The organism is Amycolatopsis sp. NPDC059027, from assembly GCF_042739735.1.
Taxonomy (GTDB): Bacteria; Actinomycetota; Actinomycetes; order Mycobacteriales; family Pseudonocardiaceae; genus Amycolatopsis.
This window is the reverse complement of record NZ_JBHYIK010000032.1, coordinates 43,159-65,395: the sequence shown is the minus strand read 5'-3', so window position 1 is coordinate 65,395 and position 22,237 is coordinate 43,159. Positions and strand designations below refer to the sequence as shown.

18 protein-coding genes are annotated in these 22,237 nt (G+C 68.9%); 8 read left to right on the top strand and 10 right to left on the bottom strand.

Going from position 1 to position 22,237, the window contains the following annotated elements; all coding sequences use genetic code 11:
- Positions 1-248: 248 nt before the first annotated feature.
- Complete coding sequence (locus ACFWY9_RS22775) at positions 249-1,655, bottom strand: AAA family ATPase (RefSeq protein ID WP_378339858.1); 1,407 nt, start codon at positions 1,653-1,655, stop codon at positions 249-251.
- Positions 1,656-2,066: 411 nt separating this feature from the next.
- On the opposite strand from ACFWY9_RS22775, the gene ACFWY9_RS22770 reads away from it, so the two are divergent.
- Together ACFWY9_RS22770 and ACFWY9_RS22765 are read left to right on the top strand one after the other, a co-directional pair.
- On the top strand, positions 2,067-2,375 hold the full coding sequence (locus ACFWY9_RS22770; protein WP_378329021.1) for an antibiotic biosynthesis monooxygenase family protein: 309 nt from the start codon (positions 2,067-2,069) through the stop codon (positions 2,373-2,375).
- Entirely contained in the window at positions 2,368-3,180 is an 813-nt protein-coding gene (locus tag ACFWY9_RS22765; protein ID WP_378339857.1) for an NAD-dependent deacetylase, read from the top strand. Before ACFWY9_RS22770 ends, ACFWY9_RS22765 begins: the two co-directional genes overlap by 8 nt.
- Before the next feature lie 51 nt (positions 3,181-3,231).
- Here ACFWY9_RS22765 and ACFWY9_RS22760 read toward each other — a convergent pair whose 3' ends face one another.
- A complete protein-coding gene (locus tag ACFWY9_RS22760) occupies positions 3,232-4,185 on the bottom strand; it encodes an endonuclease/exonuclease/phosphatase family protein (RefSeq protein WP_378339856.1) in 954 nt (317 codons plus the stop codon).
- A 195-nt stretch (positions 4,186-4,380) separates the two neighbouring features.
- On the opposite strand from ACFWY9_RS22760, the gene ACFWY9_RS22755 reads away from it, so the two are divergent.
- Positions 4,381-5,358 (top strand): ATP-binding cassette domain-containing protein, encoded by a 978-nt coding sequence (locus ACFWY9_RS22755; protein ID WP_378329018.1) that lies wholly within the window; start codon positions 4,381-4,383, stop codon positions 5,356-5,358.
- Complete coding sequence (locus tag ACFWY9_RS22750) at positions 5,355-6,164, top strand: ABC transporter permease (protein WP_378339855.1); 810 nt, start codon at positions 5,355-5,357, stop codon at positions 6,162-6,164. Before ACFWY9_RS22755 ends, ACFWY9_RS22750 begins: the two co-directional genes overlap by 4 nt.
- A 44-nt stretch (positions 6,165-6,208) precedes the next feature.
- Here the strand turns inward: ACFWY9_RS22750 and ACFWY9_RS22745 are convergent, their stop codons facing one another.
- Entirely contained in the window at positions 6,209-9,394 is a 3,186-nt protein-coding gene (locus ACFWY9_RS22745; protein ID WP_378339854.1) for a BTAD domain-containing putative transcriptional regulator, read from the bottom strand.
- 176 nt (positions 9,395-9,570) lie between these two features.
- On the opposite strand from ACFWY9_RS22745, the gene ACFWY9_RS22740 reads away from it, so the two are divergent.
- Together ACFWY9_RS22740 and pcp are read left to right on the top strand one after the other, a co-directional pair.
- Positions 9,571-11,016: a M1 family metallopeptidase gene (locus ACFWY9_RS22740; RefSeq protein WP_378339853.1), complete on the top strand. Its 1,446-nt coding sequence runs from the start codon at positions 9,571-9,573 to the stop codon at positions 11,014-11,016.
- A 137-nt stretch (positions 11,017-11,153) separates the two neighbouring features.
- The gene (gene pcp, locus ACFWY9_RS22735) at positions 11,154-11,795 is read left to right on the top strand and encodes a pyroglutamyl-peptidase I (RefSeq protein ID WP_378339852.1); all 642 of its coding nucleotides are present in this window, start codon (positions 11,154-11,156) and stop codon (positions 11,793-11,795) included.
- A gap of 3 nt (positions 11,796-11,798) precedes the next feature.
- On the opposite strand, the gene ACFWY9_RS22730 is transcribed toward pcp, so the two are convergent.
- The 4 genes from ACFWY9_RS22730 to ACFWY9_RS22715 all read right to left on the bottom strand — a co-directional run bounded on the left by ACFWY9_RS22730 (position 11,799) and on the right by ACFWY9_RS22715 (position 17,089).
- Entirely contained in the window at positions 11,799-13,610 is a 1,812-nt protein-coding gene (locus ACFWY9_RS22730; protein WP_378339851.1) for an Hsp70 family protein, read from the bottom strand.
- 64 nt (positions 13,611-13,674) lie between these two features.
- Positions 13,675-14,037, bottom strand: a complete 363-nt coding sequence (locus ACFWY9_RS22725; protein WP_378339850.1) for a helix-turn-helix domain-containing protein — start codon at positions 14,035-14,037, stop codon at positions 13,675-13,677.
- Positions 14,038-14,040: 3 nt separating this feature from the next.
- A complete protein-coding gene (locus ACFWY9_RS22720) occupies positions 14,041-14,406 on the bottom strand; it encodes a type II toxin-antitoxin system RelE/ParE family toxin (protein ID WP_378329011.1) in 366 nt (121 codons plus the stop codon).
- Positions 14,407-14,530: 124 nt separating this feature from the next.
- On the bottom strand, positions 14,531-17,089 hold the full coding sequence (locus ACFWY9_RS22715) for an ATP-dependent Clp protease ATP-binding subunit (protein ID WP_378339849.1): 2,559 nt from the start codon (positions 17,087-17,089) through the stop codon (positions 14,531-14,533).
- Positions 17,090-17,471: 382 nt separating this feature from the next.
- Here ACFWY9_RS22715 and ACFWY9_RS22710 point away from each other — a divergent pair, with 382 nt between their 5' ends.
- Positions 17,472-18,296, top strand: coding sequence for a (2Fe-2S)-binding protein (locus ACFWY9_RS22710; protein WP_378339848.1), 825 nt, complete (start codon positions 17,472-17,474; stop codon positions 18,294-18,296).
- 358 nt (positions 18,297-18,654) lie between these two features.
- Here ACFWY9_RS22710 and ACFWY9_RS22705 read toward each other — a convergent pair whose 3' ends face one another.
- The gene (locus ACFWY9_RS22705) at positions 18,655-19,236 is read right to left on the bottom strand and encodes a TIGR03086 family metal-binding protein (protein WP_378339847.1); all 582 of its coding nucleotides are present in this window, start codon (positions 19,234-19,236) and stop codon (positions 18,655-18,657) included.
- A gap of 64 nt (positions 19,237-19,300) precedes the next feature.
- Here ACFWY9_RS22705 and ACFWY9_RS22700 point away from each other — a divergent pair, with 64 nt between their 5' ends.
- Positions 19,301-20,122 (top strand): DUF6597 domain-containing transcriptional factor, encoded by an 822-nt coding sequence (locus ACFWY9_RS22700; RefSeq protein WP_378329007.1) that lies wholly within the window; start codon positions 19,301-19,303, stop codon positions 20,120-20,122.
- 49 nt (positions 20,123-20,171) lie between these two features.
- Here the strand turns inward: ACFWY9_RS22700 and ACFWY9_RS22695 are convergent, their stop codons facing one another.
- Positions 20,172-20,525 (bottom strand): Lsr2 family protein, encoded by a 354-nt coding sequence (locus tag ACFWY9_RS22695; protein ID WP_345406481.1) that lies wholly within the window; start codon positions 20,523-20,525, stop codon positions 20,172-20,174.
- Between the two features lie 150 nt (positions 20,526-20,675).
- A complete protein-coding gene (gene lysS / locus ACFWY9_RS22690; RefSeq protein WP_378339846.1) occupies positions 20,676-22,187 on the bottom strand; it encodes a lysine--tRNA ligase in 1,512 nt (503 codons plus the stop codon).
- Positions 22,188-22,237 lie beyond the last annotated feature (50 nt).

The window sequence follows — 22,237 nt, the reverse complement described above, 5'->3', positions numbered from 1 at the left end:
GGGTGTGTGGGCCGGCCGCGTGCCTCCTCCCGCTGCCCCCCCCCCCCCCCCCAAAAACCCCACGGCTAACGCACTGAAAGCACCCTTCAGCAGGGTGGGGGCGCCAGAGACCGCGAGGGGAACCTTTGTGGTGTGTGACGTGACGACGCGCGGCAGCAGGTCGGCGAACGAGCAATCCGGGCGAACGCGACGTAACAGGCGGCCTCGCCAGCACGAATGTCCTCTGTGGACATGAGCTGCGGCCCGGGCTACGAGTCCCGGCTGCCCAGCAGGGAACGCGTCAGCGCGCCGCGCGCGTCGTTCATCTCGGCCAGCGCCCCGGTCAGCTCGGCGTCGCCGACCACGATCTCGCCGTCCGCCGGGCGTTCGGTGATCGCCCGCAGGGACGCCCGGCGCAGCAGTTCCTTGACGAACGAGGCCGTGACACCTTCGGTGCCCTCGACGATCGGTTCCAGGTCCGCGGTCAGTTTCAGCCCGCGGCCGTAGAGCCGCAGCAGTGCCTCCCGCCCCGCCGCGTCGGGAAGCGGGATCTCGACGGCCAGGTCGACCCGGCCCGGCCGGTCGGCCAGCGCGCGCTCCAACTCGCCGGCGCGGTTCGTGGTGAGCAGGAAGGTGACGTCGGCGTCGCGGCCGATGCCGTCCATCGCGTCGAGCAGGCTGAACAGCAGCGGGTTCCCCATCGGCGTGTGGCCGCGGTCCTGCGCGATGAGGTCGACGTCCTCCAGCACCACGATGCTCGGCTGCAGGCGCCGCGCCAGGCTCGCCGCGCTCGCGATGAACCGCATCGCGACGCCGGTCAGCACCACCACCGTGTTCCCCGGGAGCCTGCCCATCAGGTAGCGCACGGTGTGCGTCTTACCGGTGCCCGGCGGGCCGTGCAGCAGGAGACCGCGCTTGAGGTGCTGGCCCGCCGCGAGCAGCCGGTCGCCGTGCTCGGCGATGCCGACGATGTGCCGCTCGATCGAGTCGAGCACGCCGTCGGGCAGCACGACGTCCTCCCCTGCCAGCTCCGGCCGCGGCAGGAACGTGAGCAGTTCGTTGCCGCGGTTTTCGCTGATCCCGAACGCGAGCACCTGGCCGCGCAGCACGTCGTGCTCGGCCATCAGCTGTTCGATCCGGTCGCGGACGGCGGTGGCGATGGCGCGGTCGGCCGCGAGCACCTCCAGCCGGCACTGCTGCTGGCCGTACTGCAGGTTCGCGCCGCGGACGCCGAGGACGACCGGTTCGCCGCCGGGCGCGGTGGTCGCGGCGAGACCGAGCTGGACGACCTCGGTGACCTCGTCCGGCCCGATCGCGACGGTGGTGAAGTCGACGGCGCCGAGTTCGTAGAGGCCCTGTTTCCCGGCGGCCACCAGCATGCCGACGAGTTCCTCGTGCCCGCGGTGGGTGCCGGCGATCCCGAACCAGTCCGGCGTCGTCCCGCGCTCGGCGAGGTACGCGTCGACACCGCGCTGGACGTTCGCGTGCTCCCAGGCTTCCCACGCCTGCCCGACCACGGTGACCTTCGGCAGCGTCACGCCGAGATGCCCGGCCACCTTGTCGACGAGTTCGTTGCCCTCCCCGCTCGCGCCCACCGAATCGGCGGTCGCGCGGATGATCCGGTGCAGATCCGCCGCCAAGGCGGCACTGTCCCCGTATCCGTCAGCACTCCCCATTACCCCAGCATGGCACGAAAAGGGTGATCAAGCCGCTTCGTCGGCGAGCAACGCCCCTGATGAGGTTTTCTCACTAAGGGTTCCGGGGCGGGGAGATGTGCCGGAGGCGCTTTCAGTGCGCTGGCCAGGGATGCGACAAGGGCGTCCCTCGGACTCTATCCGCCACGCCGACAGCCTCCCCCGACGTCGCGAACGCGTCGTTGCCGACGATCAACGTCTCGAACGGAGCGTTCGCGACACCCGAGACCACCGCACAAACCCCCACCGGCCCACCGAATACCGTGAAGGCCTCCTTCACTGCCCTGAGCGCCGGCAAGGAGGCCTTCACGGCACCACCAAAGCGGGCTCCGGCCCCATCGGCTGTGACGTCCGCCAAACCGTTTTCGGGCCGGAGATCAGTACGCTGGGGACATGACTGTCGTGAAGATCAACGCCATCGAGGTCCCCGAGGGCGCGGGCCCTGAACTGGAGAAACGCTTCGCCGCGCGGCTGCACTCGGTCGACGACCAGCCCGGCTTCCTCGGGTTCGAGCTGCTCCGCCCGGTCAACGGGGAAAGCCGCTACTTCGTCTACACGAAGTGGGAGACCGAGGAGCACTACCAGGCCTGGGCCGCCGGGCCCGCGCGCGAGGCGCACGCCGGCGAGCGCGCCAAGCCGGTCGCCTCCGGGGCGAGCCTGCTGGAATTCGAGGTCGTCACGGCCAGTAAGCCGGGTGAGTGACCTCGGCAGAGCCGCCGAACTGATCGCCGGTGCCGGTGCGCTGCTCGTCTGCGCCGGCGCCGGGATGGGCGTGGACTCCGGCCTGCCGGACTTCCGCGGCGGCGAAGGATTCTGGCGCGCCTATCCGCCCTACTCCCGGCTGGGGCTGCGGTTCGAGGAGCTGGCCGACCCGCGCCACTTCGCCGGCGATCCCGAGCTGGCCTGGGGTTTCTACGGTCACCGGCTCGATCTGTACCGGCGGACGGCACCGCACCCGGGCTTCCGGCTGCTGCGGGCCTGGGGTTCCCGGCTCCCCGGCGGCATCCGGGTGTTCACGTCCAATGTGGACGGACAGTTTCAGCGCGCGGGGTTCGGCATGGTGGCGGAGGCACACGGGTCGATCCACCATCTGCAGTGCCTGGACGGCTGCACCGACGAGATCTGGGCGGCCGACACCGCCGAGGTCGACGTCGACGCCGGCACCATGCGTGCCCGCCCGCCGCTGCCGCGCTGCCTGCGCTGCGGTGGGCTCGCCCGGCCCAACATCCTGATGTTCGGCGACTTCTCGTGGCAGCCCGCCCGCAGCGAGGCCCAGCTGGCGGAACTGACCGCGTGGCGACGCGCCCACCGCGACGTCGCGGTCGTCGAGCTGGGCGCCGGGCAGGCCGTGCCGACCGTGCGCCGCTACGCCGAGCTGGCGAGCGCGGCGAGCGGCGCGCTGATCCGGATCAATCCCCGCGAGCCCGAGATCCGGCACGACCGGGGCGTGTCGATCGCCGCCGGCGCGCTGGAAACCCTCACCGCCCTCGACGACCTGCTGAGCTGAAGGGGACTTTCCTCGCATCGCATGCGACGAAAGTCCCCTTCAGCTCGCCTGTCACGGGAGCTGGATTTCGGCGTAGACGGCGCGGTGATCGCTGCCCGGCACCTTGAACACCCGGAAGTCCCGCACCGCGGCCCGCCGATCCACCACGACGTGGTCGAGCGCGACGAGCGGCGCCGCGGTGTGCCAGGTCGGCGTGAGCGACTTGCCGCGCTGCTGTGCCGCGTCGAGGTAGCCCCTGGCCAGCACCGTCCGGAAGCCGGCGTGATCCAGCGTCGCGTTGAAGTCCCCGGCAAGGATCCGGATGCCGTGCTCCCCCTCGGCCGCCGACAGATCCTTCATCTCCTGTTCCCAGCGCCGCGAGTCGACGTCCGGGGAGATCGGGTGGACCGCGACCAGCTCGATCACGACACCGTCGCCGAGATCGGCACGCGCGCCCGGCTGTTTGGCGGCCGATTCCCCGGTCAGCTGCGTCTCGGTCAACGGAAAGCGCGACACGATCCCCGAGCCCTCGACACCGGGGTCCGTGTGCACCACGCGATACGGCAGCAGGGTGAACAGCCCGGCCTGGTCCAGCCGCCGGAGCGCGTCCGGGGTCAGCTCGACGAGGTTGAGCACGTCGACCTGGTTCGACCGGACCAGGTCGACGATCTCCCGTGGATCGGCCGAGCCGACGTACAGATTCGAGGCGAGCACGCGCAGTGTCCGGCCCTGCACGGCGCGCTGATCGACGACGGAGAACCGCGGCACCACCAGCACCGCCACCGCACCAGCCACCACCAGCGCGAGCACCCCGAGCGTCCAGCGGCGGAGCACCAGCGCGAGCACCGCCACCAGCACCGCGAGCGGCGCGACGTACGGCGTGAGCGACAGCGGGGCGAGCGTGTACCAGTTGCCGTCGAAGCCCAAGAGCCGCAGGGCGGCGACGCAGACCAGCGCCAGCACCACGAGCGCCAGCAGAAAGGTCACCCATCCGCGCCGCGCCCTGACTTCCCCTTCAACCACCATGCGGCCGAGTATGCCGATCCCCGGTCCGGCACCGGCGGACGCAGGACGGACCTCCACAAGACCTCCACACGACACGCACCGCTGACACCTCCGCACACGCCCTGGCAGGGACGGCCCCCGCCTGACAGCGCGCTGTGCGCGGCCTGCCAGCGCGTCGGTCCACTCTGGTCGCAAGCGACAGCGAAGGGAGACGTGATGTCGCACGCGATCCGGGCCGAAGGCCTGGTCAAACACTTCGGGGAGACGAAGGCGCTGGACGGGGTGGACCTCGAGGTTCCGTTCGGCAAGGTGGTCGGGGTGCTCGGGCCGAACGGCGCGGGGAAGACGACGGCGGTCCGCATCCTGGCGACACTGCTCAAGCCGGACGCGGGCCACGCGACCGTCGCGGGCTACGACGTGGTGAAGGATCCGGTGCGGGTCCGCTCGATGATCGGGCTGACCGGGCAGTACGCCTCGGTCGACGAGGACCTGAGCGGCACCGAGAACCTGATGCTCATCGGCAGGCTGCTCAACCTGTCCCGCGCGAACGCCCGAACCCGTGCCGAGGAACTGCTGGAGCGGTTCGAGCTGACCGACGCGGCGAAGCGGCCGATCAAGACCTACTCCGGCGGAATGCGGCGGCGGCTGGACCTGGCGGCGAGCCTCGTCGGCGGGCCCGAGGTGATCTACCTCGACGAACCGACCACCGGACTGGACCCGCACGTCCGCAACGAGGTGTGGCAGGTCGTCCGCCAGCTCGTCGGTGAGGGCGCGACGGTGCTGCTCACCACGCAGTACCTGGAGGAGGCCGATCAGCTGGCCGACACGATCACCGTGTTCGACCACGGGCACGTCGTCGCCAACGGCCGCGCGGACGAGCTCAAGCGCCGCGTCGGCGGGCAGACGCTCCAGGTGCGCCCCACCTCGCTCACCGATCTGGACTCGGTGCAGCGCATCCTTGGCGAGCTGACCGGCGTCCGTCCGCATCGGAACGACGACACCGGGCTGCTCACCGCGCCGGTGTCCGACCCGGTCCTGCTGTCCACTTTGGTCCGCAAGCTGGACGAGGCCGGGATCACCGCGGACGAGCTGGCACTGCGGCTGCCCAGCCTCGACGAGGTGTTCCTGGCACTGACCGGGCACGCGGCCGATGAGTCCACTGAGGACAAGAAACTGGAAGGGAGCCTGGCATGACCACGCTCACCGCGAACGCCGGGATCCCGCCGGCACACGTCAGCGTCGGCAGAGGGCTGCAACACGCGCTTTCCCTTGCCTGGCGCGGAATCCTGAAGATCCGGAAGAACCCGGAACAGCTGCTCGACGTGACGCTGATGCCGATCGTCTTCCTGGTGATGTTCACCTACCTGTTCGGCGGTGCACTGGGCGGCAACCCCGAAAACTACCTCCAGACGCTCGTGCCGGGCGTCATGGTGATGAACATCCTGCAGGCCAGCATGACCATCGGCACGCAGATGAACACCGACATCACCAAGGGTGTGTTCGACCGGTTCCGCAGTATGCCGATCGCCCGTTCGGCGCCGCTGATCGGCGCGGTACTCGCGGACATCGTGCGGTACCTCGTGTGCCTCGCGGTGCTGATGGTCGTGGCCACGGTCATGGGCTTCCGGGTCACCACCGGTCCGGCGGAGTTCGTGCTGGGCATCCTGCTGGTGCTCGCGTTCGGGCTGTGCTTCTGCTGGCTCTCGGTGTTCGTCGGGATGGCGATGCGCAGCAGCGGCGCGGTGACCGGTGTGATGTTCATCTTCATCATGCCGCTGACCTTCGGCAGCAACGTGTTCGTCGCCAACACCTCGACGATGCCGGGCTGGCTCCAGGCCTGGGCGGACATCAGCCCGGTGAGCCAGCTGACGAACGTCCTGCGCGGGCTGTTGACCGGCGCACCGATGGGCAGTTCACTCGCCGGTTCACTGGCCTGGATGGCCGGAGCCGTGCTGGTGTTCTTCCCGCTCGCGACGTGGGCCTATCGCAAGCGGGTCTGAATAAGGGGAAGAAAAGGGGGTGGCGCCGCGAGTGGGACGATGTCCTACTCGCGGCGCTCCGCCGGCGCCAGCAGTCGCTCGAAGGCGTCCTTTTTGGACACACTCCGCGCCTCTTCGATGAGTTCTTCGTAGCGCGATTCGGAAAGCTCCTCGCGAAGCAAACCGACGAGCCGACGTGTTTCCGGATCGCCGTGGTCGAAAGTGCCACGGAGCCGCGCGGCGAGGCCGAGCACGGTCGCCGCTTCCTCCGGCTGTCCCTGCCGCAGGCGGATCACGGCCAGCAGATCGGCCGACGCCGCCAGATCCGGGAAGTCCGGGCGGCCACCGCTCTTCCGCATCGCGGCCAAGGCCCAGCTTTCCGCCTCGTCGAGCCGTCCGTCCGCGATGTCGAGGCGGGCCGTGATGGTCCCGGTCCATTCCTGCAGGATCTCGCGCGGGATCGCGAGCACTTCCGACCGCTCCCTGATCGCGGGGATCTCCTCCCGCGCGGTCGCGTATTCGCCTCGCTGCACCAGTATTTCCAGTTCACCGAGCATGGTGATGACGTCCAGCTGGCGGTTCCCCGCCCCCGCCGCGTACCGCCGCGCGGCTTCGATTTCCCGTTCCGCCGCGACGAGGTCACACGCCCTTACGTGTTCGAGGATCAGCCGCCACCACTGCTGCGCGATGTCGTCCGGCGACTTCAGTTCGAGCGCGAGGCGAAGACCTTCCTGATAGGACGCTATCGCCTCCGCGCTGTTCCCCCGCTGGGAAAGGTTGAGCGCCTGGAAACTGCGAGCCATCGCCGTTCCCCAGCGGTCCCCGACCTCCTTGAACCCGGTGAGGGCGCGTTCGAGGGTGGCGTCGGCGGCGTCCAGCTCCCCGGAGTCGATCAGCACGAAACTCTCGGCCCAGCACGCCGCCGCGCGCGCCCACGGGTCGGGCAAGCCCTTGGCCCGTTCGATCTCCCGTTGCGCCACTACCTTGTCGCCATTGAGAAAGGCCAGCATCGGCATCGCCAGGGCGAAGGCGGGGAACCGCTCGATCGCGTGCGAGTCCAGGCAGTCCTCCACCAGCTCCCGCACCCGCTCGGCCGAGGGCATCTCCGACGGCATCTGCATCATCGCACCGATCATGCGCATGGCCGCGCGGAAGTCGGGACGCAACCGGTCACCGAACTCGAGCACCTGCCCGACCAGGCTTTTCGCCAGTTCCCCCTGGCCGAGGGTTGACATGTACCAGAATATCCCGCCGAGCAGCCGCGACGCTGTGTCCACTTCGGACAATTCAATCGCCGAGCGCAGCGCGGCGAGCATGTTGGCGTTCTCGTCCTCGTAGCGAGCGATGGTGTCGAGCTGTTCCCGGGAACGCAGCTTCGGCTCCAGCCGTTCCACGAGTTCGACGTAGTAGCCGAACATCCTGGCCCGCACCATGCCTTCTTCGTCCGCTTCGGACAGTCGCTCACGGGCGTACACCCGGATCGTTTCGAGCATCCGGTACCGCTGCTCGCCCCTGCTGTCCTCCACGGCATCCACAATGGACTTCTCGACGAGCGAGCCGAGGACGTAGAAGATGTCCGCCTCGGCGAGCGCGTCGTCGGCGCAGACGACCTCGATCGCCTCGACGCAGGCACCGGTGGCGAACACCGACAGGCGTCTGGCCAGCATCAGCTCGGCGTCGGTGAGCAGATCCCAGCTCCACTCGACCACCGCGCGCAGGGTCCGCTGACGTGGCAGCGCCGTGCGGCTTCCCGAGGTGAGCAGCCGGAAGCGATCGTCGAGCCGGCGGGCGATCTGCGCGACGGTCATCGACCGCAACCGCGCCGCGGCCAGTTCGAGCGCGAGCGGCATCCCGTCGAGACTGCGGCAGATCCGCGCGACATCGTCCACAGTGGACGCGTTGAGCACGAAGTCCGGCCGCACCGCGACGGCCCGGTCCAGGAACAACCGCATCGCGCCCAGCTCGCCCGCTTCCTCGACGGAGGCCTGTTCTCCTGGTACCGGCAGCGGACCGAGCGGGCACAGCACCTCGCCGGTGATCGCGAGCGGCTCCCGGCTGGTCGCGATCACCCGTACCGACGGCACCCTGGTGAGCAGCGCGTCCACCAGCCGCGCGGCGGCGTCGATGACGTGCTCGCAGTTGTCGAGCACCAGCAGCGATTCCGCACCGCCGAGGATGTCGACGACGTGCTCCATCGACGTCTCGACCGTTCTGCGCCGGATGTCGGCCTCGTGACTGCGCAGATCGCGGACTTCCAACGCGTTCACCAGCGCGCCGAGGACGTCCTGCGGATCGCGGACGCCGGCCAGCGGCACGAACCACACCCGGCCCCGGGGCTGGGCGGGATGCCGCGACGCGGCTTCGATGGCGAGCCGGGTCTTTCCGGCGCCACCCGGGCCGGCCAGGGTCACCAGCCGGGCCCCGTCGAGCAGTTCGGCGAGCAGTTTCAGTTCGTCGTCCCTGCCGACGAAGCTGTTCAGCCGGGTCGGGAGCCGATCGGTGACCGGCGCGAGCGGAGCGAACTCGCCCCGTAACGCGGCGAGGTGGATCTCCTGCAGTTCGGCGGACGGATCGACGCCGAGCTGATCGGCGAGCGTTTCCCGGATGGCCGCGTACACGGCCAGCGCGTCGGACTGCCTGCCCGCCGCGCACAGCGCCCGGACGCGCAGACCGGCCAGTCGCTCCCGCAGCGGATGTTCGCCGGCGAGCGCGGTGAGGTCGGCGAGTACCTCGGCGTGCTGTCCCACGCGGATCCGCGCGTCGTAGAGATCCTCGGCCGCCTCGATCCGCAGTTCTTCGAGCCGCGCCGCGGGCGCACCCGCGAAGGGCGCGTCCAGCACATCGGCAAGCGCGGTGCCCCGCCACGACTCCATCGCGTCGGCCAGCAGCTCCGCCGCCCGCGTTTCCCGGCCCGCGGTGAGTTCACGACGGCCGTCGGCGGCGAGCCGCTCGAAACGGGACACGTCGACGTCGTCCGGCTGGAGCGCCAGCCGGTATCCGGCGGCGCCGGATTCGACGCTCCCGGCGCCCAGCGCCTTGCGCAGCCGGGACACCAGCGACTGGAGCGCGTTGGCCGCGTCGGCGGGCGGCGTGTCACCCCACAGACCGTCGATCAGCGCCTCGGCGGAGACCGGGCGCCCGGGGTCGAGGGCCAGCCGCGCCAAGAGCGTGCGGAGCCGGGCGCCGCCGATCTCGATCGGGGTACCGTCGTCCTGCACCGCCCGCAATGGGCCCAGCAGCGCCACGCGCATGCCTCCAGCTTTCCAGAACCGTGCGGGCCACCATGCCCGGACGTCCCGGAAGGGTGTCCGAATGGCCCGACGTAGGTGTGAATTTTCCGGACAAAACGGGCCGCCACCAGTGAATCATGCGGGTCGGCAGATACGTTGCAGCGAGTTCGTGTCCAAGTAGACCGACGGGAGCTTCGATGAGGGGTCAGCACCACTGGCGTAAACCGGTTGTGGCCGTAGCGGCCGTGCTAGCCGGAATCACCCTGAGCAGCGGGGTCGCGGCCGCGGGCGAGGACGGCTGGGGGCAGCCGACGCCGGGCAGCGACGGAGCGGGGGACAGTTACTACCCACAGGACGGCAACGGCGGCTACGACGTCGCCGACTACAACCTCAAGGTCAGCTACGACCCGCCGACGCGTCAGCTCACCGGCGTCCAGGACATCTCGGCGCGGGCGACGCAGTCGCTCAGCTCGTTCAACCTGGACCTGCAGGGCCTCACCGTCGACTCGGTCGAGGTCAACGGCCGCGCGGCGAAGTTCGCGCGCACCGGGGAGCACGAGCTCGTGATCACCCCGGCGAAAGCGCTTCACCGCGGCCAGCCGTTCGGCGTCAAGATCGCCTACCACGGCGTTCCGGCCGCGATCAACGATCCGAAACTGGGGCCCAACGGCTGGCAGTTCGGCAAATCGGGCGGCGCGTTCGCCGCCGGTGAGCCGAAGTCGGCGTCGACCTGGTACCCGGTCAACGACACCCCGCTGGACAAGGCCACCTTCCACCTGGCGATCACCGTGCCCGACGAATGGGGCGTGATCTCCAACGGACGCGAGCGCGGAACCCACAAGACGCCGAAGGGCACCACGCACGTCTGGGCGGAGGAAACCCCCGTCGTGCCGTACATGACGACAGTCGCGATCGACAAGTGGACCTTCGAACGCTCGAAGCGTGCCGACGGAACGCCGATCGTCAGCTCGTACGCGCCGGGCACGCCGGATTCCACCAAGCAGGCCGAGGCCAAGCTCCCGGAGATCCTCGACTTCCTGGAGTCGAAGTTCGGGCCGTACCCGGTGGACGCGGCGGGCGGGATCTTCCTCGCCGAACCGATCGGGTTCTCGCTGGAGACGCTGAGCAGGCCGATCTACTCGGGCCGGGCGGGCAACGTCCAGACGATCGTGCACGAGAACGCCCACCAGTGGTACGGCGACTCGGTCGCGGTGAAGCACTGGAAGGACGTCTGCCTCAACGAATGCTTCGCCTCGTACGCGCAGTGGCTGTGGTCCGAGGCCAAGGACGGCCAGGACCTCAAGGCGCGTTACCTGAACACGGTGAAGGGCGCGACGCCGGCGTTCTGGGCGGGCAAGCTGTACGACATGGGGCCGGGCAACGAGTTCACGTACGTGTACTCGAAGGGCCCGCTCATGCTGCACGCGCTGCGGAACACCATCGGCCAGCAGGCCTTCGACCGGGTGCTGAAGAGCTGGCCCTCGGCACACCGCGACGGAAACGCGAGCATGCAGGAGTTCCAGCGCTTCACCGAGCGGTTCGCGCACCAGAACCTGCAAGGCTTCTTCGACGCGTGGATCTACGGGAACGGCAAGCCCGCGGATCAGTACCTCTACCCGGGCGACCTGAAGCCCGCCGCCTGATCGCGGTCCGCAATGCCGTCAAGGCCACCTTACGAGCTCCATCCATGCCCCCGCCGCCGCTCTCAACGGACGCGCTGCGCGACTGGACTGGATTCAACGCCCGTAAGGTGGCCTTGACGGCATGAGGAGGCAGGAACGTGGTGAAGGTGCTGGTGACGGGGTTCGCGCCGTTCGGCGGCGAGGCGGTGAACCCGTCGTGGCAGGCGGTGTCCGCACTCGCGGCAGGCCGTGACGACGTCGTCGCGGTCGAGCTGCCGTGTGAGTTCGACGCCTCGCTTCCCGCACTGCGCAAGGCAATCGAGCAGCACGGCCCGGCCCTCGTGGTGTGCGTCGGCCAGGCGGGCGGCCGTCCGGACGTCACGCCGGAGCGGGTCGCCATCAACCTCGTCGACGCGCGGATCCCGGACAACGCGGGCGCCCAGCCGGTGGACGTCCCCGTGATCGCCGACGGCCCGGCGGCGTACTTCAGCACGCTGCCCGTCAAGGCCTGCGTCGCGGCGATCCGGGAGGCGGGCGTGCCCGCCTCGGTGTCGCACACGGCCGGAACATACGTGTGCAATCAGGTCTTCTACGGCCTCATGCACCTGCTGGCCACGGAGTTTCCCGGGGCGCGCGGCGGTTTCGTGCACGTGCCCTACAGCCCGGAGCAGGTCGCCGCCGCGGGGACGGCCGCGCCGAGTCTCGACGTGTCGCGCACGGCCGAGGCGCTCGGGGCACTCGTCGACACCGCGCTGGCGGTGACCGAGGATCTCGCCGTCCCCGCGGGCGCCCTGCACTGACGCTCAGGCCGGTTTGACCTGTTCGGTGAAGTATCCGGCCATACTCGCGGCGGTCGGTTTGCCGGCCCGATCGAGCAGCACGACGACGCCGACCGCCGGTTTCCCGTCGATCTGGAAGAGCACGAACCCCGCGTCGCCGCCGGTCGCGCCCGCCACGTAGCTGCCGCGCTGGCCGCCGCCGGTCCAGGTCCCGTTGACGTTCTTGGCCGAGTTCAGGTCCAGGTTCGCCCGCGCGGCGACCGCGGCGGTGTCGATCCCCTGGTAGTAGCTGATCGTCGTGACCCGGTCGACCTTGCCCGAGAGGTCGGCCCGCACGGTGCAGTCGACCGCCGCGACGGCGTTCAGCGTCTTGGCCGCCGCCGGGTTGCCGGAGCACTGGGTACGGTCGGGCACGGTGCCGGCCAGCGAGCGCAGGCACGGCGTGAACCCGGACTGGTCGAAGGTGGACGCGGCGGTGCAGTTTTCCGCCGGGGCCGCCGCGGGTGTGTCGCTCTTGCTCACCAGGAGCACGGCGGTCACGACGACGGCGATCACCACCAGCACAGCGGCGCCGATGAGCAACGGCTTCTTCGCCGAACGCCGGGGTTCCGGCTGCGGCGCCCGCCACGCCTGCCCCATCGTTCCTGGCTGTGGCGGCGGTCCGGGACGCTGCGACATGGGCGGTGGGCCGGGCCAGGGTTGTCGTGCCGGTGGCGGTGCCACTGGCGGCCGGACCGGCGCGAAGGCGGGCACGGTGAGATTCGGGTCCGCGCCGCCGAGCGGCACGTGGTGCAGCCCGAACGCGACCGCCGTCTCCGGCTGGTCCTGCGTCGTCGGCACGACGCCGAGCTGCTGGGCGAGCAGTCCGGCGAGCAACGGCATCCGGCTCGGCCCGCCGACGAGGTAGATCCCGCCGAGCCGGGCGGGCGTCAGCCCGGCCCGCCGGACGGTCGCGGCGAGCAGTTCGGCGCTGCGCAACAGGCTCGGCCGGACCAGCGCCTCAAGCTCGTCCCTGGTCACCAGGACGTCCCCGAACGGCTCCGGCATCGGCACCTCGGTCCGCGGGTGCCGCGACAGGCTTTCCTTGGCGTCACGGACATCCTGCAGCAGCGAACGGCGCAGCCTGCGGTCGGCGGTCGTGTGCGGGCGCAGCAGCCGCTGCCACTGCGCGGGATCGGCGTGCGACACCGACCGTCCGATGTGGACAAGCAGCGCCTGGTCGATGTCGAGGCTGCCGAGATCGGGCAGCCCGTCCTCGGCGAGCACCGCGAAACCGTGTTCGGTGATCCCGACGACCGAACAGTCGAAGGTGCCCGCCCCGAGGTCGTACACCGCGATCGGGCCAAGGCGGCGCGACGGCTGATCGCCCAGCGCCGCGTAGTGCGCCGCGGCCGCCACCGGCTCGGGAATCAGCCGGACGTCGACCAACCGGGCCTTGGCCGCGCTGCGCCGCAACACCTCCTGCCGCGTGGCACCCCAGCCGGCGGGGTGGGAGATACGCACCTGGTCCGGCGGCCGGTTCAGCTGCCGCTCGGCCTCCTCGCCGATCCGCCGCAACACCGCCGCGAACGCGTCGGTCACCTCGACGACCGCGTCACCGAGCAGCAGCGTGCCCTCGTCGATACGGCGCTTCGGATTGGGTTCGAACCGGCTCGGCTCGAGCCGAGCCCGGCGTTCCGCGTCCTGCCCCACGACGAGCAGCCCGTCCTCGCCCGCGTACACCGCCGACGACATCGTGACCGACCCGTCGATCTCGATGGCACGAGGTCCACGACCGAACGCGGACAACACGCCCACGGTGCTCGAAGTGCCGAAATCGATCGACAGAACGTCCACGCCTCACCCTCCCCGGACCGGCCAGCGCATCGTCTCACGCCGGATGAGGCGGAACGTGCCGGAGTCAGGCGCAGGCGTCGCTGTGATCGTGCTGGCTGGCCGACACCGTGACGTCGTGGTCCTCGAAGTCCGCGACGACCCGCATGCGACCGCCGAGCGCCACGATGTACCGGCGAATGGTGTCCAGCTCCATCTGACCGGGGTCGCCCTGCTCCAGCTGACTGATCCGAGGCTGGCTCACACCCATGCGCTTCGCGAGTTCGGTCTGACTCATCCCGACATCCTCGCGGAGCTGTGCCAGCCGGAAACCGAGCACGTACGCCTCAGTGGCCTCACGAGCAGCGCTACGGGCCGCTTCGATGTCGCGACCGGCTTCCCGGTCACGAGCGAGCTTCTCCGCTTTTACGTCCTTCCACGACCGGCCCATGCTTCAGCCCTCCTTCAGCGCCCTCAGATGTCGTTCGTATCGCTTTTCGGCGATCGGGATGTTGATGTCGTACCACCGCTTCCAGTTACCGGCTTTGTCACCGGCGACCAGGAGCACCGCCTTCCGCACCGGATCGAACGCGAACAGGATCCGGATCTCGGTGCTACCCGCGGAGGCCGGACGCAGCTCCTTCAAGTTGTGCTGTCGTGAGCCCTTGACCCGATCAGCCAACGGCCGCCCTAGCCGCGGCCCCTCCCTCGCCAGAACGTCGATGGCCTCTTCCACCCGGTCCGCCGTGATCGGGTCGTTCTCGCACAACGACGTGAACCAACGGTCCACCTCCTCGTGGAGCTCGATGTCCCACTCCATCGGGCAACTATAATGTACACCTTATGACGCCCGCTGTCAGGGCACCAGGGCCACAACGAGCTGAATACGGCAAGAGGGCGGCTCCCCACCGGGGAACCGCCCTCTCGTCAGGCTCGAACCAAGATCAGTCGTTCTCGGCCTCGTTGGCGTCGTCACCGCTGCTCGCGCCGATGCTGACCGGCGGGGCGTCGGGGACGGACGTCGGCTTCTTCTCACCGCGGAAGGTGAAGTGGGCCTTGTCGTCCTTCTCCTCCGGGTCGCCGTTCCAGCCTTCGACGTCGACCAGGATGATCTGGCCCGCCTCGACCTCGCCGAAGAGGATCTTCTCCGACAGCTGGTCCTCGATCTCGCGCTGGATGGTCCGGCGCAGCGGCCGGGCACCGAGCACGGGGTCGAAGCCACGCTTGGCCAGCAGCGCCTTCGCCTTCGAGGTCAGCTCCAGCTCCATGCCCTTGACCTTGAGCTGGGTCTCGACCCGGCCGATCATCAGGTCGACCATCTCGATGATCTGTTCCTGCGTCAGCTGGTGGAACACGATGATGTCGTCGATCCGGTTCAGGAACTCCGGGCGGAAATGCTTCTTCATTTCCTCGTTGACCTTTTGCTTCATCTTCTCGTACCGGTTCGTCGAGTCCGAACCGGAACCGAAGCCGAGCGACACGGACTTCGAGATGTCCGAGGTACCCAGGTTCGAGGTGAAGATCAGCACCGTGTTCTTGAAGTCGACCGTGCGGCCCTGGCCATCGGTCAGGCGGCCGTCCTCCAGCACCTGCAGGAGCGTGTTGTAGATCTCCTGGTGCGCCTTCTCGATCTCGTCGAACAGCACCACCGAGAACGGCTTGCGCCGCACCTTCTCGGTCAGCTGGCCACCCTCTTCGTAGCCGACGTAGCCCGGAGGGGCACCGAAGAGCCGCGAAGCGGTGTAGCGGTCGTGGAACTCACCCATGTCGATCTGGATGAGCGCGTCGTCCTCGCCGAACAGGAACGACGCCAGCGCCTTGGACAGCTCGGTCTTACCGACACCGGACGGACCGGCGAAGATGAACGAGCCGGACGGGCGCTTCGGGTCCTTCAGGCCGGCGCGGGTACGGCGGATCGCCTGGGACACGGCCTTGACCGCGTCCTCCTGGCCGATGATCCGCTTGTGCAGCTCGTCCTCCATGCGGAGCAGACGCGTGGTCTCCTCCTCGGTGAGCTTGAACACCGGGATACCGGTCCAGTTGGCCAGGACCTCGGCGATCTGCTCGTCGTCGACCTCCGCGACGACGTCCAGGTCACCGTCCTTCCACTGCTTCTCCCGCTCGCCCTTCTGGCCGAGCAGCGTCTTCTCCTCGTCCCGCAGCCGGGCGGCGCGCTCGAAGTCCTGCGCGTCGATCGCGGACTCCTTGTCCCGGCGCACGTCGGCGATCTTCTCGTCGAACTCGCGCAGGTCCGGCGGCGCGGTCATCCGGCGGATGCGCATCCGCGCGCCCGCCTCGTCGATCAGGTCGATCGCCTTGTCCGGCAGGAACCGGTCGTTGATGTACCGGTCGGCCAGCGTCGCCGCGGCCACCAGCGCCGAGTCGGTGATCGAGACGCGGTGGTGCGCCTCGTACCGGTCGCGCAGGCCCTTGAGGATCTCGATGGTGTGCTCCAGCGACGGCTCGCCGACCTGGATCGGCTGGAACCGGCGCTCCAGCGCGGCGTCCTTCTCGATGTACTTGCGGTATTCCTCGAGCGTGGTCGCGCCGATGGTCTGCAGCTCACCACGCGCCAGCATCGGCTTGAGGATCGACGCGGCGTCGATCGCGCCCTCCGCGGCGCCCGCCCCGACCAGCGTGTGCAGCTCGTCGATGAACAGGATGATGTCGCCGCGGGTCTTGATCTCCTTGAGGACCTTCTTCAGCCGCTCCTCGAAGTCACCGCGGTAGCGCGAGCCCGCGACCAGCGAACCCAGGTCGAGGGTGTAGAGCTGCTTGTCCTTGAGCGTCTCCGGGACCTCGCCCTTGACGATGTTCTGCGCCAGCCCCTCGACGACGGCGGTCTTGCCGACGCCGGGCTCGCCGATCAGCACGGGGTTGTTCTTCGTCCGCCGCGAGAGGACCTGCATGACCCGCTCGATCTCCTTGCCGCGCCCGATCACCGGGTCCAGCTTGCCCTCGCGGGCGGAGACGGTCAGGTTGCGGCCGAACTGGTCCAGCACCAGCGACGAGGACGGCGTGCCCTCACCACGGCTGGAGCCGGTCTCGGCGGACTCCTTGCCACCCTGGTAGCCCGAGAGCAGCTGCAGCACCTGCTGGCGCACCCTGTTCAGGTCCGCACCCAGCTTGACCAGTACCTGCGCGGCGACGCCTTCGCCCTCGCGGATCAGGCCGAGCAGGATGTGCTCGGTGCCGATGTAGTTGTGGCCGAGCTGCAGCGCCTCACGCAGCGACAGCTCCAGCACCTTCTTCGCCCGCGGCGTGAACGGGATGTGCCCGCTCGGCGCCTGCTGGCCCTGGCCGATGATCTCCTCGACCTGCTGGCGCACGCCCTCGAGGGCGATACCCAGCGACTCCAGCGCCTTGGCGGCGACACCTTCACCCTCGTGGATCAGACCCAGGAGGATGTGCTCGGTGCCGATGTAGTTGTGGTTGAGCATCCGGGCCTCTTCCTGGGCCAGGACAACCACCCGCCTCGCGCGGTCGGTGAACCTCTCAAACATGTGCACTCCCTCGACTGCTGCGCCGGCGGCCCGTTTCCATCGCGTGCTTGCACCGCGATGGATTCAGCACCGTGAGACCACTCTAGTAGCCAAGTCGTCGCGCTGGCGTACCACTACGGCTGTTGGCGGCCCGATCGCACCCGTACGGCTATCCGCACGGACATCTCTCATCATCCGGTTGCCCTGCACCTTTACGTCAAGCACAACGTGTGTCCGGCCATCCGGATTCCTCCGGACGGGCCGTGTCCGCTCACCGCGAACAGATGCGCAACCTGGAAGTTCCCACTTCCTGGTTACCCGATTGGCGCAACGCCGAAAAGTATGTAAGGTTAGGCACGCCTAATCAACACGTGTGTCGCAGCGCCGGTAAGGAGGGCCGCGGGTGAACCATCAGCGGTCCTTCCGCGACGCACGCGAGGTCGGCGACGGCCTCGCGGCTTCGCTCCTGCGAGTCGGGGGGCTGCAGGAGCGGGGCGAGATCCGCCGGGACGTCCCCGAGGGCTGGCTGCGCTGTTCGGATCTGCTGGCCGATCCAGAGCGGTTCAAGGACTGGCGGAAGCTGCTCGGCGACTGGCTGTTCACCGAGTACGGCGAAGCCCCGGAGCGCACGACCGCGAGCTACGTCATGTCGTGGTACCTGCACGTCCCCGCCTACGTCGGCGCGCTGTTGCTGCACCACGAGCGCAGAGTCCCGTCGCTGAAGCCGGCGGAACTGGCCTTCGAGCTGGGCGACGACCGGCCGCATCCGGTCGGGATGGCCGTGCTGGGCGACGACTTCTACTGCCTGCCGACCGACCCCGGTTCCGCGCTGCCGGAAGCGACGGTGGTGCCCGACGAGCGCGCCCTCGCCGCGGTGCTGCGGGCGCACTACATCGCCCACGCCGCGAAGTTCGTCCGCGCGTACGCGCCGGGCAGCAGGCTCGGCCGCCGGATGCTGTGGGCCGCCGCGACCGACGCGCTGGACAACTCCCTCTGGTGGGCGGGCAAGCAGGGCGGCACGGCCGAGGCCGAAGGCGCGGGCGTCGCCGACGCGGCCCTCGTGCTCGACGCCCGGTTCCCGCCGCTGACCTCGCCCTCGACCCTGCGGCTGGACACCGGCCCCGACGGACACCGCGAGTGGACCCGCCGCCGCGAAAGCTGCTGCTTCTCCTATCTCCTGCCCGACGAAACCGAATGCGCGGAGTGCCCCCGCACCTGTTCCCGCTGAGTTCTCCACCCAGACACGCGAGATACGCGCCCAATCACGCGAGTCGCGCGTTCAGGCACGCGAGATGCCCATCCGGACACACTCAGCTTTCTCACCAAGGGGTCCGGGGCCGTGGCTCCCGCCGGATGTGCCGCAGGACGCCTACGGTGCGCTGCCCTGGGGATGCGACAAAGGGGTCCCTGGGTGCGCTGAATGCGACCAGGGCGTCCCTCGGACTTCCCCTGCCCAAACCGACAGCCTCGCCCGATGCCGCGAACGCTCCGTTGCCGACGATGAGCGTCCCAAACGGAGCGTTCACGACATCCCGGGCCGCGGCGCGAAACCGCAGCCGCCACGACGAGCCCGCGGACCCACGCACTCAGGGCTTCCACAGCGGGTCCCGGCCCGTCGCTCCCAGCGCGCGGTCGAGCATCGGCGCGGACTCGGGAACGGCGACCTCGGGGCCGTACACGCCCATTTCCCGCGCCTGCGCGCCCATCGCGACGGCACCGGCGTGCACCGCGGCGGAGATTTCCGCCGCACAGGCGAAATCCCGGCCGACGGCACGCGCGAGATCCCAGCCGTGCAGCACGAACTCGCCGAGCACCATCTCACCGACGACGCTCGACGGCATTTCAGTGCGTCCCAGGGACGTCATCCCCGTCCAGGCCGCCGACGCCGAGAAAACGTCTACCAGCGTCTTCGTCTGGTTCTCCAGCGCCGCCGCCCAATCGCCGGTGACCAGGTCCACATCGGTCTCCCCACCGGTCACGACCGGCGGCTCCTCCCCACGGCCGGCGGCCAGCAGCCACGGGCCCCAGTAGAGCAGGTGATTGAGCAGACCTCGCACGTCGAAGGCCTCGCACGGCGTGCGAACGGTGAGGTCATCCGGAGTGAGCGATGCGGCGACACGCTGGAATTCGGCCGCTGCCGAAGGGACGAATACGGAGTGATCAGCCATGACTCCATCCAGCCACCGCGGAGAGCGAAAGGTATAGAAGGAACGCGACAGCTATCGTGATCCGGTGCCCGATCGCCGGATCCCCCGGGGCATCATCAACGAGCGCGTTGCCCGAACGAAGTTCACGCTGACCCGGCATCCGCCCGCGTCCGCTCTGACGCCATTCGTGCAGTACTACTGGATACTGCGCTGGGATCTTCGCGGGCAGCCGCCGTTCGAACAGCGCGTCCTGCCGAATCTCTCGGTCCACGCCGTGTTCTTCCCCGGCGCCGATGGCGTGTACGGACCGATGCACGACGTGTTCTCCTATCGCCTCGAGGGCAGGGTGCACGGTCTCGGTGTCCGGTTCCGGCCGGGATGTTTCCGGCCTTTCCTTCGTCAGCCGGTCCGCAATATCACGGACCGCTCGATCCCGCTGGCCGAAGTCTTCGGCCCGGCGGCCGATGCGGCGACGGAATCGATCCGGAACGTGAACGGAGATCACGAAATGGCCGAAGTGGCCGACAACCTGCTGATGGCAAATCCGCCCGTTCTTCCCCCGGCGGCGGCCCATGCCGCCGAGGCGGTCGAAACAATCGACGCCGACCCGGGAATTACCCGGGTCGCCCAGCTGTGCGCGGCCACCGGTCTCGGGCTCCGTTCCCTGCAACGGCTGTTCGCCGAACACATCGGATGCACCCCCAAGTGGGCCATCCGGGTATATCGGCTGAACGACGGGGCGCGACGGATCTCGGGGACGACCCGGCCGGATTACGCCGGTCTGGCGGCACAACTGGGCTATAGCGACCAGTCCCACTTCACCCGCGATTTCCGCACAGTAACCGGCCTGTCGCCCGGTGAGTACGCCAGGGCCGCCCGCGAAGATCGTGAACATCCCCGGACATGAAGAAAGCCGCCGGGGGAATTCCCCGGCGGCTTGGCGGCGAACTACGCCGTCAGTTCTTCTTGTGGTAGGCCTCGACCACCTCGGACGGGATGCGGCCGCGGTCGGAAACCGCGTACCCGTTCTTGCGGGCCCAAGCGCGAATGGCCTGGTTCTGCTCGCGGTCGACGGTCGCCGGGCGAGCCGAAGCCTTGGCGCCGACGGCCGGGCGAATCGGGGCGCGCTTACGACCACCGGCACGACGGGCGTGCTCTACATACTGCGCCAGGACGTCGCGCAACTCCTCGGCGTTTTCCGCGGAGAGGTCGATCTGGTAGGCGACACCGTCCAAACCGAACTCAACGGTCTCCTCCGCCTCGGTACCGTCGATGTCATCGACCAGCGAGACGAGCACCTTCTGTGCCATCTGTTTCCTCCTGGGCTTGCTACTCGAAACGATCTGGTTACGGGGCGAGCCCCGGAACAGAAGACTTTGTCTAGCACATTAATACCCGCTGATCCGGGCTAACGCAAATCTCGTTTGAGATAACCGTCAGCTATCCGTCACACGGGCGGGTTATTCGGGCCGCACGAGGGGGAAGAGGATCGTCTCCCGGATACCGAGGCCGGTCAGCGCCATCAGCAACCGGTCGATCCCCATTCCGACGCCGCCGCTCGGCGGCATTCCGTACTCCAGGGCGCGCAGGAAATCCTCGTCGAGCCGCATGGCTTCGCTATCACCCTGTGCGGCGAGCTGCGACTGTTCGGTGAGGCGTTGCCGTTCCACGACCGGATCGACCAGCTCGGAGTAACCCGTGGCCAGTTCGAATCCGCGGATGTAGAGGTCCCACTTCTCCGCGACTCCCGGCCTGCTCCGATGCTGCCTGGTCAGCGGGGAGGTCTCCAGCGGAAAATCACGGACAAATGTGGGGGCGTGGAGATGGTCACCGACGAGGTGCTCCCACAGTTCCTCCACCAGTTTGCCGTGGCCGAGCTTCGGATCGACCTCCAGGCCCCTGGCCTCGGCGAACGCCAGCAACTTGCCTGCCGGCGTCTCCGGGGTGACCTCTTCGCCCAGCGCGTCCGACAGTGACTCGTACATTCCGAGCGTCGTCCACTCACCGGAAAGGTCGTACTCCGAACCGTCCGTGAGAGTGACCACCTGGGTACCCAGTACCGTCTCGGCCGCTTCCTGGATCAACTGGCGCGTCATGACCGCATTGGTGTCGTATGTCGCATAGGCCTCGTAGTACTCGAGCATCGCGAACTCCGGGGAGTGCGAGGAGTCACTGCCCTCGTTCCGGAAGTTTCGGTTGATCTCGAAAACCTTCTCGATACCGCCCACGACGCAGCGCTTGAGGTACAGCTCCGGCGCGATCCGCAGATACAGATCGAGGTCGAAGGCGTTCGAATGCGTGACGAACGGGCGTGCCGCCGCCCCACCGTGCAGCGTCTGCAGCATCGGCGTCTCGACCTCGGTGAAACCGCGACGGTGGAACGAGTCGCGCAGCGAACGCAGTACGCCGGCGCGGGTTCGCACGACATCACGCGCCTTCGGCCGCAGGATCAAGTCGACATAACGCTGCCGGATCCGGGTTTCCTCGGCGAGCTCCTTGTGCGCGACCGGCAGCGGGCGCAGTGCCTTCGAGGTCAGCCGCCAGCCGTCGGCGAGCACGGAAAGCTCGCCACGCTTGGAAGTGATCACCTCACCGTGCACGAATACGTGGTCGCCGAGATCGACGTCCGACTTCCACGCCGCGAGCGCGTCCTCACCGACCTTCGCGAGGCTGATCATCGCCTGCAATTCGGTCCCGTCGCCCTCACGGAGGCTGGCGAAACACAGCTTGCCGGTATTGCGGATGAACATGACCCGGCCGGTCACGCCGACCAGCTCACCGGTGGCGGTGTCGGCGGGCAATCCGGAATGCGCGGCACGCACCTCTGCCAGCGAGTGCGTTCGCGGCACCTCGACCGGGTAAGGGTCGATCCCTTCCGCGAGGATGCGCTCACGCTTGTCCCGGCGGACCCGCAGCTGTTCGGGCAGATCGTCTTCGGGTGGCGTGGCGCCGGAAGAGGGATTGGTGTTCATGCCCCATAGCGTACGAACTCACCGCTCGGCTACGCCAACCGGATTACCGT